Source organism: Marinobacter sp. F3R11, assembly GCF_003318275.1.
In the GTDB taxonomy this organism is placed as follows: domain Bacteria; phylum Pseudomonadota; class Gammaproteobacteria; order Pseudomonadales; family Oleiphilaceae; genus Marinobacter.
Genome location: NZ_QOCH01000013.1, coordinates 295,727 through 309,626, shown reverse-complemented (window position 1 = coordinate 309,626; position 13,900 = coordinate 295,727). Strand labels below are relative to the sequence as shown.

Below are 13,900 nucleotides of genomic sequence, written 5' to 3'. Positions count from 1 at the left end.
ATATAATGGAAAAGTGTTTGATCTTGGTGAGAATGCTGTCCAAATCACATTTTGGCCGGTAGCTGGTCATGGTTGAGCTGTTCCCATGCTTTCATGTAGACGTCGGCCTCGTATTCGTAAGGCGATTTGAAAGGTGTGAGCACAAAATCAAAGATCAGAAAGAAAAAACCAACCGATGCCCAGGCGATGGCGAATGTGCTGAGGGTTGTGGCCTGCACTTCAGGATTGGAGTTTACAAAATCCTGGAGTAATGGGATCAGGTCAGAGGCAAGAACCACCGGATTGAAGCTGGACAGCACCAGTGGTATCCAGAAGGCCATGAATATGGGAAAGAAGCCAAATGACCAGAGCAGACGGCGAGCCAGATAAAAGGCAACTTCGCGCCAGAAACGCTGTCTCACCTCCGGGGATTTCCGAATGCTTTCCAGATACCTGCGACGCTCTGCCCAATAGGCTGCGACTTCGGGTGCCTGCGTGGCCTTCGCCGGGCCTGGACTTGCTGGGCCTGAAGATGTGCTCATGGATCTTGGGTTACCTTATTGCATTGGGACTGATACATGATAATTGATACTACGTGTTACTCTGTAATTCTCCAATTGTATAACGACAGGATAGTTTGAATGGCTGCAGTGATCGATAACGCAACCCATCCGGCTTTTGAGAAGCTTCGCAGTCACCGGATCGATACGCTTAATCTCCATGTCGAAGAGTATCGTCACATAAAAACCGGTGCCCGCCATCTCCATCTCGCAGCGGATAATGAGGAAAACGTATTTTTTGTGGCCCTCAGAACCTTCCCGATGGATTCTACCGGCGTGGCGCATATTCTTGAACATACGGCACTTTGCGGCAGCGAACGCTATCCTGTTCGCGATCCGTTTTTCATGATGATTCGCCGGTCTCTGAATACCTTCATGAATGCGTTCACCAGCAGCGACTGGACAGCCTATCCTTTCGCGAGTATGAATCGCAAAGATTTTGATAACCTGTTGTCTGTTTATCTGGACTCGGTGTTTTTTTCCAAGCTCGATCCGCTTGATTTTGCACAGGAAGGTCACAGACTCGAATTTGAGAAGCCAGACGATCCGAGTACCGAGCTGGTATACCGGGGTGTTGTTTACAACGAAATGAAAGGTGCCATGAGTGCGCCTACCTCACAGCTATGGCAGAACCTGAGCAGTTACCTGTTCCCGACCACGACATACCATTACAACAGCGGTGGTGAGCCGGACCAGATCGTTGATCTGACCTATGACGATCTTATTCGTTTTTATCGCCACCACTATCACCCCAGTAATGCGATCTTCGCCACCTATGGCAACATCCCGGCTCACGAGCACCAGGCACGGTTTGAAGAGCTGGCACTCAAGCGCTTCGACAAGCTGGATATTGAGTTGCCGGTGCGCGATGAAAAGCGCATGTACGCGCCCGTGCGTGTCGAGCAGGGCTATGGGGTGAATGAAGGTGAAGATATGGTCGGCAAAACCCATATTGTGATGGGTTGGTTGCTGGGCCACAGTTTTGACCTGCAGGAAAACCTGGAAGGGCAGCTGTTGTCCTCCGTATTGCTGGAAAACAGCGCCTCACCGCTAATGCGGGTACTGGAAACCAGTGATATTGGTCAGGCGCCGTCACCTATGTGTGGGTTGGAAGACTCCAACCGGGAAATGACATTTGTCTGTGGTGTTGAGGGCAGTGAACCTGAGAAACAGAAGGATCTGGAGGCGCTGGTCGAAAGCACGCTTCTCAAAGTAGCTGAAGAGGGTGTCAGTAAGGAACGCCTGGAAGCGATCCTCCACCAGCTTGAGTTGCATCAGCGCGAGATTTCCGGAGACAGCTTCCCATACGGTCTTCATCTCATCATGAGTGCGATTGCCCCTATGGTTCATGGCGGAGACCCTGTTGAACTGCTTGATCTGGAGCCGGTACTGGCATCCCTTCGTGAGAAAATCCAGGACCCTCAGTACATTCCCGACCTCATACGCCGTAAATTGTTAGATAACCCGCACCGGGTAACCCTTACTTTGCGTCCTGATGACAAGCTGGATGCGCGGCGCCAGCAGGCAATCCGCGAAGCTCTGGCCAAACGCAAGGCTGAACTCTCCAGTGACGAAGTTGCACAGATTGTTGATCGCGCCAAAGCACTGGAAGAGCGCCAGATGCGGAAGGATGATGACTCTATCCTGCCGAAAGTGGATCTGACTGATGTGCCGCTGCAGATGCCGGAACCTCACGCCAGCTTTGATGGTGATATTTCAGCGACCATTTTTGCCCAGGGTACCAACGGCCTGGTATACGAGCAGGTTGTACTCCCTCTGCCTGATCTGAAAGAAGAAGAGCTGTTGCTGTTGCCGTATTACAGCGCTCTGATTTCAGAAGTCGGTTGCGGAGATCTGGATTACCTGCAGATGCAGGATCGAATCTCAGCGGAATCCGGTGGAATTGGAGCCTCATTCTCGGCTAAAGCCCGCATAGATGATGTTCAGGATCTTTCGGGTTATATGGTTTTCAGTGGCAAGGCACTTGCCCGTAATCGGACGGCGCTGACAAAGCTGCTCCGGGACGTATACACGGGTGCCCGGTTTGATGAAAAGGACCGTATCCGCGAAATTGTTGCCCAGATTCGCGCCCGTCGTGAGCAGGCGGTAACCGGCAGTGGCCACGCTCTTGCCATGGGAGCCGCGGCACAGGGTATGAGCCCCGGAGCCTGGCTGACGTTCCGCCTTGGTGGACTGGCCGGAATTCGGAGTACCAAAGAGCTGGATCAGTCACTGAAAGATCCGGCAGCGCTTGATGCATTCTGTCAGAAGCTGGCAAACCTGCATGACAGGATCCGTGAGCAGGCGCGAGAGTTCCTGGTCATCGGTGAGCAGGAGCAGCTCCCGGCTTTAATTGATGATCTCAAGTCCTGCTGGCAGGATGACAAGGGCACAGGGTCATCCCGCTGGAAGATAGACCCTGTGAGTTTCACGACGCGCGAAGCATGGCTGACATCCACTCAGGTTAACTTCTGTGCCCGCGCCTACAGTACCGTGCCTGTTGATCACCCGGATGCTGCGGCTCTTACTGTACTTGGTGGTTTTCTGCGCAACGGCTATCTGCACAGGGCTATCCGGGAGAAAGGCGGAGCATACGGCGGTGGAGCTGCTCAGGATAGTGTGAACGGCAACTTCCGCTTTTTCTCTTACCGGGATCCGCGACTGGCGGAAACTCTTGAAGATTTTGACAAAGCGTTGGTATGGCTTCAGGAAACAGACCATGAATACCAGGAACTGGAAGAGTCCATTCTTGGGGTGATCGGCCAGTTGGATCGTCCGCGTTCGCCAGCAGGTGCAGCGCGTCACGCTTTCCATAACAAGCTGTTCGGGCGCAGCCCGGAGCAGAGAGCGCGTTTCCGTGAGCGGGTGTTGTCCGTAACGCTTGATGACCTGAAGCGGGTTGCGGCGACCTGGCTGATCCCTGAAAAGGCGAGTACAGCGGTTGTCACTGGCCCGGAAAACCGTGCGCTTGTTGAAGAGCTCGGTCTGAATATTCAGGAGTTGTAGATTAAAAAAGGCAGGCCGTAGCTGGCCTGCCTTTTTCTTGTCGTCTGGCCCTTGCTCGTGCGGTGTCAGCGATTTCGCTTGAGTCCGGTGGACACCATGATGCGCGTCGCGATTTCTTCCACTGAATAGGCTGTCGTATTCAGGTAAGAAATACGCTCTCTTCGGTACATAAGTTCAATCTCTTCGATTTCGTGCCGGCATTGTTGTATGGACGAATAACGGGAGTTTGGGCGGCGCTCATTGCGAATTGTCGCCAGCCGCTCTGGCTCTATCGTCAGTCCGAAGATCTTTTCTTTGTGGGGCCGGAGAGCTTTTGGAATCTGCTGATCCAGAAGGTCTTCTTCCGTAATCGGATAGTTGGCGGCTTTGACTCCATACTGGAGAGCCAGATACAGACAAGTGGGGGTTTTACCGCTGCGTGAAGCGCCTACAAGAATCAGGTCGGCCTCGTCGTAATGCCGTGTACGTGCTCCGTCATCGTTGTCCAGCGCAAAGTTCACTGCATGGATGCGGCGTTCATAAACGCCTTCGTTACTGATAGCGTGGGATTTGCCCACGGAATAGGATGAAGATGACTGCAGTTCCTGCTCCAGGGGGCTCAGGAACGTGCCGAAAATATCCACCATAAAGCCTTGGGCGCCCGAGATGATTTCACGGATAGCGCTGTCCACAATCGTGTCGAATACCAGAGGCCGGGTGCCATCAGTTTCCGCCGCACTGTTAATGCGTTTGACCATGTCCCAGGCTTTTTCAACATCGTCGATATAGGGTACGGTGACGCGCTCGAATTCAATTTTTTCAAATTGCGCCAGCAGGCTGTGTCCAAGAGCCTCGGCTGTCAGGCCGGTGCCATCGGAGATAAAGAAGGCTGTACGTTTCATGGTGTTGGTCCGGCTCCCTAGGTAAAATCCGAAGGTTACAGTATCATACACGGCAAGTTTGAGACTCTGCAGTGGTAGTTGTCCGCTTTTTTTACCTGGTTTTGCGGGCCCCGTTTAAATTTTTTGTCTTACAGATTCAAGGGAGACATGCTTTGGAAGATTACATTATCTGGTTTGATCACCTGGGAATGTCCGATGTTGACCGGGTAGGCGGCAAAAATGCCTCCCTCGGTGAAATGATCAGTAATCTCGCCAATGCAGGTGTTACTGTGCCTGGTGGTTTTGCCACGACTGCGCACGCCTATCGTGAGTTTCTGGCTGAAGACGGCCTGAAGGACAGGATCGATAACGCCCTGGATAGTCTTGATATTAATGATGTGAACGAACTCGCCCGCGTAGGGGCAAAAATACGCCAGTGGATTATTGATACGCCCTTTCCTGATGCCCTGGAAACTGCGCTCAAGGAAGCGTACAACGCCATTATCAACGGCAATGAAAAAATGGCCGTGGCGGTGCGTTCGTCAGCTACTGCCGAGGATTTACCGGATGCTTCTTTCGCCGGCCAGCAGGAAACCTTTCTGAACGTAGTGGGGCTTGAGCAGGTACGGACATCCGTAAAAGAAGTATTTGCTTCACTGTTCAATGACAGGGCGATTTCCTACCGTGTTCACCACGGCTTTGACCACAAACTCGTGGCTTTGTCTGCCGGCATCCAGAAAATGGTGCGTAGTGAAACTGCTTCCAGTGGCGTTATGTTTACGCTGGATACTGAATCTGGCTTCCGGGATGTGGTGTTCATCACAGCTTCTTATGGTCTTGGTGAAACAGTTGTTCAGGGCGCTGTAAACCCCGATGAATTCTACGTTCACAAACCGACCCTCGAAGCGGCTCGTCCCGCTGTATTGCGCCGTAACCTGGGAAGCAAGGCCATCAAGATGGTTTACCACTCCGCGCCCGCTGAAGGCCAGTTTGTGGAAACCGTGAAGGTGGACCAGGAAGAGCGGAATCGTTTCTGTATCACCGACGCAGAAGTGGAAGAGTTGGCCAAGCAGGCCATGATCATCGAGAAACACTATAAGCGTCCCATGGACATTGAATGGGCGAAAGACGGCGATGATGGCCGTATCTATATCGTTCAGGCCCGCCCTGAAACAGTCAAAAGCAGGGCTTCCGCCAACGTCATGGAGCGTTACCTGCTTAAAGAAACAGGGACTGTGTTGGTAGAAGGTCGCAGTATTGGCCACAAGATCGGGGCAGGTCCGGTCAAGATCATTACCAGTATTAAAGAGATGGATCGTGTTCAGGCCGGTGATGTGCTGGTTACTGACATGACCGATCCTGACTGGGAGCCGGTTATGAAACGGGCTGCGGCGATTATTACTGATCGCGGTGGGCGCACCTGTCATGCAGCTATTATTGCCCGTGAACTGGGTATTCCGGCAGTGGTTGGTTGCGGCGATGCAACTGAACTTCTGAAAAATGGGCAGGAGGTGACTGTATCCTGCGCGGAAGGCGATACCGGGATGATTTATGAAGGTGCGCTGGATTTCGAACTGCGTGAAAACACCGTAGACTCCATGCCCAATATTCCATTCAAAATCATGATGAACGTGGGTAACCCGGACCGGGCTTTTGATTTTCAGTCACTGCCTAACGAAGGCGTTGGCCTGGCGCGTCTTGAGTTCATCATCAACCGTATGATTGGCGTGCATCCGAAAGCTCTGCTGAATTTTGACAGTCTTCCCGGCGATATCCAGCAAACGGTAGAGAAGCGTATTTCAGGTTACAGCTCACCGATTGATTTCTATGTGGACAAGCTGGTTGAAGGTATTTCTACGCTGGCAGCTGCGTTCGCACCCAAGAAGGTTATTGTGCGCTTGTCGGATTTCAAATCGAATGAGTACGCTAACCTGATCGGCGGTACTTTGTACGAGCCTGATGAAGAAAACCCGATGCTGGGTTTCCGGGGCGCATCGCGTTATATCTCTGAAAATTTCCGAGACTGTTTCGAGCTGGAATGTCGGGCGCTCAAGAAAGTGCGTGATGTAATGGGCCTCACCAATGTTGAAGTTATGGTGCCATTCGTTCGAACTGTAGGTGAAGCTGAGCAGGTGGTAAAACTGCTGGCAGAGAACGGTCTTAAGCGCGGTGAAAATGGTCTCCGCTTAATTATGATGTGTGAGCTGCCTGCAAATGCGCTGCTTGCTGATCAGTTCCTGGAGCACTTCGATGGTTTCTCCATTGGCTCAAACGATCTGACTCAGCTGACTCTTGGTCTGGACCGCGATTCAGGCATCATCGCGCACCTGTTCGACGAGCGGAACGATGCTGTCAAGATCCTTCTGTCCAACGCTATTCAGGCATGTAACAAGGCAGGCAAGTATATTGGTATTTGCGGTCAGGGCCCTTCTGACCATCCTGACCTTGCAAAATGGCTGATGGATCAGGGCATTGAATCCGTGTCTCTTAATCCGGATTCAGTGCTGGATACCTGGTTCTTTCTGGCTGATGAAAAAGTAGACTGAATTCATTTCTGCACGTAAGGAGATTGATAAGGTGGCAACGATTATTACCCCGGACCTGTGTGATGAGTTTCCGGAAGTTGAAGTGGCTGCACCAGGGTTTAATAACTATGGTGGAATAAAGGCATTCGGTGGCGAGATAGTCACTGTGAAATGCTTTGAAGATAATTCCGTGGTTAAAGAGCAGGTAGGTTTGCCCGGTAAAGGCCGTGTGATGGTGGTTGATGGCGGTGGCTCCATGCGCCATGCGTTACTGGGTGACATGCTTGCAGAAAAAGCGGCGGTCAACGGTTGGGCCGGTCTGATTATCTACGGCTGCGTGCGGGATGTTGATGAGATTGGTAAAACAGACCTGGGTGTTCAGGCTCTGGCAACCTATCCCCGGAAAAGTGAAAAGCGTGGCCTTGGCGATCTGGATGTCCCGGTAACCTTCCATGGGGTTACCTTCCGCCCGGGCCACTATGTGTATGCTGACAACAACGGCATCATTGTGTCAGAAAAGCCCCTGATCTAGTTCGAGGGACTGGAGACTAGCGGGTGACTTCGCTGATGTTGGTTCCCAACAGGAAGCCGTCACCCTCTGGCTCGCACCGGATTACTTCGCAGATTGTCTCCAGTGGGGGGAACTGATCACTGCTCGGGTGCAGCACGGTGGTCAGCTCTTCCCCAATCGCCACGGGGTTACTCACGAACAGCTGCATTCCCGTTGCGCTGAGATCCCTGCAGGTGCCATTAAAGGTTTGCCCCTTGCTATCGGTTATTTCAATTGCCGATTCAACCTGCATGCGATGAAAATCGCGTTTCTCCGAATAATCCTTCATATCGTTCAAGCCCAGTTATCTGCTTTTCTTGTGGGTTTAAGCATCGGAATTACCAGGGCCAGGAGCACGCCCCCGAGAACCAGGCCTGCGCCAACTAGCATGAAATCTGATTCCTTGCTGGCTTCCAATCGCTCATTTTCTGCAGTTAACACTTCCAGGTCGTTCCGCAGTTTCTGGTTTTCCTCCAGCAGCTCACCATTCCGCCGCTGCAGGTTAATTGAATCTGAAGCAATATTCTTGATGCGCCGGAGTTCTTGTTCCAGCTCCGCTGACCGGGCGGACAATGAGGATTCGGCACTGCTCAGCGAGTCTCTTTCGTTGGAAACTTCGGAGAGCTGTCCTTTCAGTGTGGCCAATTCAGCCTGAGCCTGCTCTAGCTGACGGGTCACGGTCTTCAGTCTTTGTGCTGCAATCGGGGTGTCACTGAGGTACTGGCTTGAAACCCAGCCGTCGTTGCCTTTCGGGGTGCGCACGCGAGTATAGCCGGAATCCGATACTTCAATGACTTCCAGTGGGGTGCCGCTGGGGACAGCGTTCTCTATGATCCGAAACTGGGTTCCAGCGCCAGAACGCACAGGAAGATAGAGCTGATCATCAACCCACACGGTTCTCGCCTGAGCAGCGGCAATGGAAGACAGTATAAAAAGCGCACTGATGGCAAGGCGAAAAAGCGTCACTGGCAAGATTCCCACAATATTCGGATTAAAAAAGCTGGTTGTAACCAAAGTCGCAATTCTGTCACAGATTTCAAGCCGTTCAAGCGAGCGGTCATTACAATAAGCTCATGGAACGGGGCCCGTGATTTCAGGGCAGCACGACTTTAAACGGCTTAACGGTTACTTTCTGGTAAACGCCTGCATCTATGTAAGGGTCACTGTCGGCCCAGGCCTGGGCTGCGCTCAGAGAATCGAACTCGGCTACAATAAGGCTGCCTGTAAAACCGGCGCTTCCCGGATCAGAGGTATCTACCGCAGGATTGGGCCCGGCCACCAGTAAGCGGCCCGCCGCTTTCAGTTGCTGCAATCGCTCGATGTGGGCTGGCCTTGCTTTTTGGCGCAGGGGCAGGCTGTTATCGACATCTTCACAGATAATGGCGTAGTACATGCGGGGCTCCGGTTATGGGATGTATTTCGTTAAACAATGCATGAAGATGAATGGCTGTTACACTGAGGGTCCTGGCTGGCTCAGTTCAGGCTTCGGTTTCCACTCTCTTCACTCAGGAATTTTTGTGACTATACCGCAAGACCCGGTTTTGTGCATTGACCTGCATTGCCACAGCACCGCTTCAGATGGAGCGCTTACCCCCACTGAACTTGTGAAGCGTGCGGCGGAGCGGGAGGTTACGCACCTGGCGCTGACTGATCACGATACCATCAGTGGTTTGGCGGAAGCAGTGAGTGCCGCGACAGTGAACGATATTGTCCTGATTTCCGGTGTCGAGCTTTCCTGTTTATGGCGCAGCCATACAATACATGTTGTCGGGCTGGATTTTGATCCGGATGACGCTGAATTCCGCGAAGCACTCGAACGACAAAAGCGTAACCGTTGGGACAGGGCCGCTATGATTGCCGAGCGCCTGTCCAAGCTTGCTATTACAGACCTGCTGGAACGTGCGACCAAAGAGGCCGGAGGGGATGTTCCGGGGCGCCCGCACTTTGCGCGGGTGATGGTTGAGGCAGGTATCGTGAAGAACGCAGCTCAGGCTTTCAAGAGATACCTTGGCGCCGGAAAGGCTGGTGATGTTAAGGCTTATTGGCCGGAGCTGCAGGAGGTCGTTCAGTGGGTCTCTGCAGCGGGTGGGCTTGCTGTATTGGCACACCCTCGAAAATACAAACTGACGGCAACGAAATTGCGGGAGTTGACTGCAGATTTTCGTCGTGCCGGGGGGCAGGCCATCGAGGTTTCCACATCCGGTCAGTCCAGTGGCGACCTTGGGTTTCTGGCTGAATTGTGTAGGCGGGAGAAGTTACTTGCGTCTCAGGGCAGTGATTTTCACTTTCCCGGTGCGCCCTGGTGTGAGGTAGGCCGAATTATGAAAATGCCAGACGGGCTGGAGCCGGTCTGGCATCATTTCAGGCAGGTTCCCGGTGTTGACGCGCCGGTTTAATCCGGCGCGTGGAACAGCAGGTACAAGTCGGTCAGTGAGTCCGGTATAGCGTCTGCCATCTGGCGTGACAGCTTTTCGCTGTTCCGGACATTCTGGAAGTCTTCGTCGTCGAACAGGCCCGACAATGTGAGCATGGGAACCAGCAAATCGGCGGTATCCTCTTCGCTTGACGCATCCAGCCACTCACTCTCATGCTCCATGAATGTATCCACGAAGCCCGCGCACCAGTTTTCAAGCGCATTCATCGGGTCGCCATCTTCCGGCTCGGGCAGCTCCAGAGCCTGACCCATATCCAGGGCCTTGACCATATCCCCTGCGAGCTGGCTGACGCACCGCTGGAAGGTCTCCGGAATCCCCCCTCCAGGCGTCTCATCCGAGCCGGTGATCAGGCGAAAGAGTGTTTCCACACTTAGTGTGGCTGGCCCGACCACGCTGGCACAAACTGCGCCGTGAAAGCCGAAAAAGTCCAGAGCCTCGTCGCCCCAGGGTTCGGCAAACAGAATGTCTTCCAGCGCTTCAATGTCGGAATTGGACAGCATCTTCTAGTTGCTCCCGGATTTTTTGGCTTCTTCGGCCGCTGCCCGCTGGCGCTTACGAACCTCGCGAGGGTCATTATATGCGCGCCCGGGTGTGACCGGAACGCTTGTCTGAGCTGCTGGTGTATCTTCTGCAGGTGGGGTCTCAACAGGTGCGCTCTCTGCAGGCTTGTCCGTCGCGGCAGCTTTGCTTCTGCTTCTGGCTGGCGCTGATTTCGGTTTTTTAGCAGGAGCAGGTTTATCCTGCTCTTCGGCAGAGGCAGTCTTTTCATCTGCAGCCGGTTTTTCGTTGTCTTTGGCCTCGGCTTTTTCATCGCCTTTGGCCAAGGGTTTGTCAGCAGTGAGCTCTTTACCTTTCCTGGTTGCCTCCGGCGCAGTAGCTTCGCTGGCTGTAGCCGCTTCAGCTGTATTATCCGCCTGGGTTTCAGCCTTCTCTTTAGACGGCTCTTTGTCTTTTGCGGCCGGTGCAGGTTCTGGCTTGCTCGCCTCAGCGGGTTCTTTGCTGTCCGTGGCAGTCTGAACTGGCTGCCCGGGGCTGGGCTCTGCCGCTGCTTCGCTGGCAGGCTGTACTTCCGCTGGTGTTGATGCCCTGGATCTGGCCGCGACGGTTTTGGGTTTTGCTTCTGGAGTTGGTTCCTGTGCGGTTACAACTGCAGGAGCAGCGTCAGCAGCCTTTTCAGTTTGAGGGGCGGCTGCCGGTACTTCCGGTTTGGAAGCCGGAGTCTCTTTCGGTTTTGCAGCAGCGCCGTTGTCAGGTGCCGTGTCAGTGACGGTTTCTGTCTTCTGAGTGGGTCTGGCCTTGGCCGTTGCCTTCTGTTCCGGCTGCTTCTGTTCGTTTTGTACAGCCTCCGGAGCTTTGGTTGTGCCTTGATCTGCGCTCTTCTCAGTTACCGCAGTTGCTTTTACTTCAGCATTATCGCTGGCACGCTTTTCTTCCGGTTGAGTATCCTTCTGGTGCTTCTCGCTACGGGTGCTCTTGCGGGCTGCTGGGCTGGACGCAGGGGCATCAGAAGGCGAGCCGTCCCGGTTGCGCGGGCGGCGCGGCTTGCGGCGGGTGTCATCCGTACCGGTTTTTTCAGCAGCAGGTGCCTTCGATGAGGTTTCCCGCTGATTCGTCTCTTTCTGGTCGCCGGTGTTCCTGGAGTCGCGCTGGGGCCTGTTACGATTCTGGCCACGGCTCTGGCCGTCTTTGCGGTTGTCCCGGCGGCTGTCATCAGTACGGCTGTCACTGCTTTTGTTCCCGGAGCCTTTATTCTCGGCGCCTTTGTCAGCAGTCTGGCGGTTCGGATTAGAGCGGCTCTGGTCATCGGTACGGTTGCGGCCTCGTGCGCGACTATCTTCGCCGCGGTTTGGCTGGTTGTTCCCCTGGCGGCGCTCGTTGCCGGTACGGCCATTATTGCCGGAGCTTTGTCCATCGCGGGCAACGCGGGTCTTGCGACGATCCTGGCGTGCCTGGTTGCGCTGGTTGCCGCGGCTTGTGTCTGCCTTGGGTTTATCCTGGGTTTTATCTTGCTGCTCTTCCTCTCCGTTGAAGAAGCACGCAATCTTGCGACCAATCCGGCGGAACAGGCCATCGTCCTGCTCTGCAGGTGTGCTTGTCTCTGTTACTTTTGCCGTGGGAGCTGAGGCGCTTGGCCGAATAGCCTTGACCGCGGCCTGTTCACGAACCGGCTTTTCTGCAGTCGGTGCTTCAAACACCTCTTCTTCGCGTTCACTGTATTCCTGAGCTACCTGATGGCTTGAGATGTGTTCAGGTGTGGTTTCGTCATCACGCATGCGCAGAATTTCGAAGTGCGGAGTCTCCATGTGGGGGACTGGCACAACAACAACGCTGACTTCCTGCAGTGCTTCAATATCGGCAAGCTGCTTGCGCTTCTCGTTGAGCAGGAAAGTAGCTACGGATACCGGCACTATGGCCCGTACTTCGCCGGTCTTTTCCTTGGATGACTCTTCGTAAATCAGGCGCATGATACTCAGTGCGAGCGATTCAATTCCACGGATGGTGCCCTGACCTTCACAGCGAGGGCAGACTTCGCTGCGGGTTTCGCCCAGAGACGGTCTGAGTCGCTGACGGGACATTTCGAGCAGCCCAAAACGTGAGATCTTGCCAACCTGAACTCGCGCGCGGTCGATTTCCAGTGCTTCACGGACTTTCTGTTCGACTTCGCGCTGGTGTCTGGCCGGAGTCATGTCGATAAAGTCGATGACAATCAGGCCGCCCATATCACGCAGGCGTAGTTGGCGAGCGATTTCTTCTGCCGCTTCCAGGTTGGTCTGGAATGCAGTTTCTTCGATATCCTGGCCTTTGGTGGCGCGGGATGAGTTGATGTCGATGGACACCAAGGCCTCAGTAGGATCGATAACGATAGAGCCGCCAGAGGGGAGTCTTACTTCCCGCTGGAACGCGGTTTCGATCTGGCCTTCGATCTGGTAGCGGCTGAACAGGGGAATCTCGTCCTTGTACAGCTTGATTTTATTTTCAAACGTGGGCATTACAGCGCGGACGAAATTCAGAACGTCCTCGTAAACGCTTTCCGAATCAATCAGCACCTCTCCGATATCCTGACGCAGATAGTCACGAACAGCGCGGATGATAACGTTGCTTTCCTGATGGATGAGGAAAGGGGCTTTGCGTTCACCTGCAGCCTGGGTAATTGCTTCCCAGAACTGGACCAGATAGTCGAGATCCCACTGAAGTTCTTCGGTAGTGCGGCCAATGCCTGCCGTGCGCACGATAATACCCATGGATTTGGGTACCTGCACGTTGTTCATAGCTTCTTTCAGCTGGGCCCGTTCTTCACCTTCAATACGACGGGAAATGCCGCCCGCACGAGGGTTGTTGGGCATCAGAACCAGGTATCGTCCAGCAAGGGAGATGAATGTGGTGAGAGCGGCGCCTTTATTGCCGCGCTCTTCCTTGTCGACCTGGACGATAACTTCCTGGCCTTCGGAAACCACTTCCTTGATATTGATCTTGCCTTCAATCTGGCCCGGGGATTTTTTGAAATAGTCTCTGGAAATTTCCTTAAGAGGAAGAAAACCGTGGCGGTCGGCACCAAAATCAACAAAGGCGGCCTCCAGACTCGGCTCTACGCGGGTAATGCGCCCTTTGTAAATGTTGGCTTTTTTCTGCTCACGGGAGCTGGATTCGATATCTAGGTCAAACAGGCGCTGGCCGTCAACCAGGGCGACGCGCAACTCTTCTGGGTGAGTTGCATTGATAAGCATTCTTTTCATGGAAAGAGGATTTTCCTGTCGTTTAATTTTGACAGAAAACCGAAGGGCGTCGCATCTGCGAAGCGGGATGTGCGTGCCGCGAACCCCGCTAAATCAGGGGCTGAGCAGCAGACAGACGAATCACACCCTGTGGGGGTATGATCCTGTTGATCTGAGACCACCGTCGACGTCCCATCTGCCATCCGGCAGGGGCGTATCGTGTAGGGTTCGTGTCTGTTGGCGCATATAATCCGTTTTCAGGTTCACACAAG

11 protein-coding genes are annotated in these 13,900 nt (G+C 53.8%); 4 read left to right on the top strand and 7 right to left on the bottom strand.

Going from position 1 to position 13,900, the window contains the following annotated elements:
* Window positions 1–44: 44 nt before the first annotated feature.
* Complete coding sequence (locus tag DS878_RS06430; protein WP_113815136.1) at window positions 45–521, bottom strand: hypothetical protein; 477 nt, start codon at window positions 519–521, stop codon at window positions 45–47.
* Between the two features lie 99 nt (window positions 522–620).
* Here DS878_RS06430 and DS878_RS06425 point away from each other — a divergent pair, with 99 nt between their 5' ends.
* On the top strand, window positions 621–3,545 hold the full coding sequence (locus tag DS878_RS06425) for an insulinase family protein (protein ID WP_113815135.1): 2,925 nt from the start codon (window positions 621–623) through the stop codon (window positions 3,543–3,545).
* A gap of 65 nt (window positions 3,546–3,610) precedes the next feature.
* On the opposite strand, the gene DS878_RS06420 is transcribed toward DS878_RS06425, so the two are convergent.
* Entirely contained in the window at window positions 3,611–4,426 is an 816-nt protein-coding gene (locus DS878_RS06420) for a pyruvate, water dikinase regulatory protein (RefSeq protein WP_113815134.1), read from the bottom strand.
* 152 nt (window positions 4,427–4,578) lie between these two features.
* Between DS878_RS06420 and ppsA the strand changes: the two genes are divergently transcribed.
* Both ppsA and rraA read left to right on the top strand, forming a co-directional pair.
* Complete coding sequence (ppsA, locus tag DS878_RS06415; RefSeq protein WP_113815133.1) at window positions 4,579–6,951, top strand: phosphoenolpyruvate synthase; 2,373 nt, start codon at window positions 4,579–4,581, stop codon at window positions 6,949–6,951.
* A gap of 31 nt (window positions 6,952–6,982) precedes the next feature.
* Window positions 6,983–7,462 carry a ribonuclease E activity regulator RraA gene (gene rraA, locus DS878_RS06410; RefSeq protein ID WP_113815132.1) on the top strand — a complete coding sequence of 160 codons (480 nt, stop codon included), beginning with the start codon at window positions 6,983–6,985 and terminating at the stop codon, window positions 7,460–7,462.
* Window positions 7,463–7,478: 16 nt separating this feature from the next.
* Here the strand turns inward: rraA and DS878_RS06405 are convergent, their stop codons facing one another.
* From DS878_RS06405 to DS878_RS06395, 3 genes are all read right to left on the bottom strand, one after another.
* On the bottom strand, window positions 7,479–7,769 hold the full coding sequence (locus DS878_RS06405; protein ID WP_113815131.1) for a PilZ domain-containing protein: 291 nt from the start codon (window positions 7,767–7,769) through the stop codon (window positions 7,479–7,481).
* Between the two features lie 5 nt (window positions 7,770–7,774).
* The gene (locus DS878_RS06400; protein WP_113815449.1) at window positions 7,775–8,446 is read right to left on the bottom strand and encodes a TIGR04211 family SH3 domain-containing protein; all 672 of its coding nucleotides are present in this window, start codon (window positions 8,444–8,446) and stop codon (window positions 7,775–7,777) included.
* 127 nt (window positions 8,447–8,573) lie between these two features.
* A complete protein-coding gene (locus DS878_RS06395) occupies window positions 8,574–8,873 on the bottom strand; it encodes a YciI family protein (protein WP_113815130.1) in 300 nt (99 codons plus the stop codon).
* Window positions 8,874–8,997: 124 nt separating this feature from the next.
* Between DS878_RS06395 and DS878_RS06390 the strand changes: the two genes are divergently transcribed.
* Entirely contained in the window at window positions 8,998–9,876 is an 879-nt protein-coding gene (locus tag DS878_RS06390) for a PHP domain-containing protein (RefSeq protein WP_113815448.1), read from the top strand.
* Here the strand turns inward: DS878_RS06390 and DS878_RS06385 are convergent.
* Together DS878_RS06385 and rne are read right to left on the bottom strand one after the other, a co-directional pair.
* On the bottom strand, window positions 9,873–10,415 hold the full coding sequence (locus DS878_RS06385) for a YecA family protein (protein WP_113815129.1): 543 nt from the start codon (window positions 10,413–10,415) through the stop codon (window positions 9,873–9,875). The genes DS878_RS06390 and DS878_RS06385 overlap by 4 nt on opposite strands.
* 3 nt (window positions 10,416–10,418) lie before the next feature.
* Window positions 10,419–13,649, bottom strand: coding sequence for a ribonuclease E (rne, locus tag DS878_RS06380; protein WP_113815128.1), 3,231 nt, complete (start codon window positions 13,647–13,649; stop codon window positions 10,419–10,421).
* Window positions 13,650–13,900: the final 251 nt, after the last annotated feature.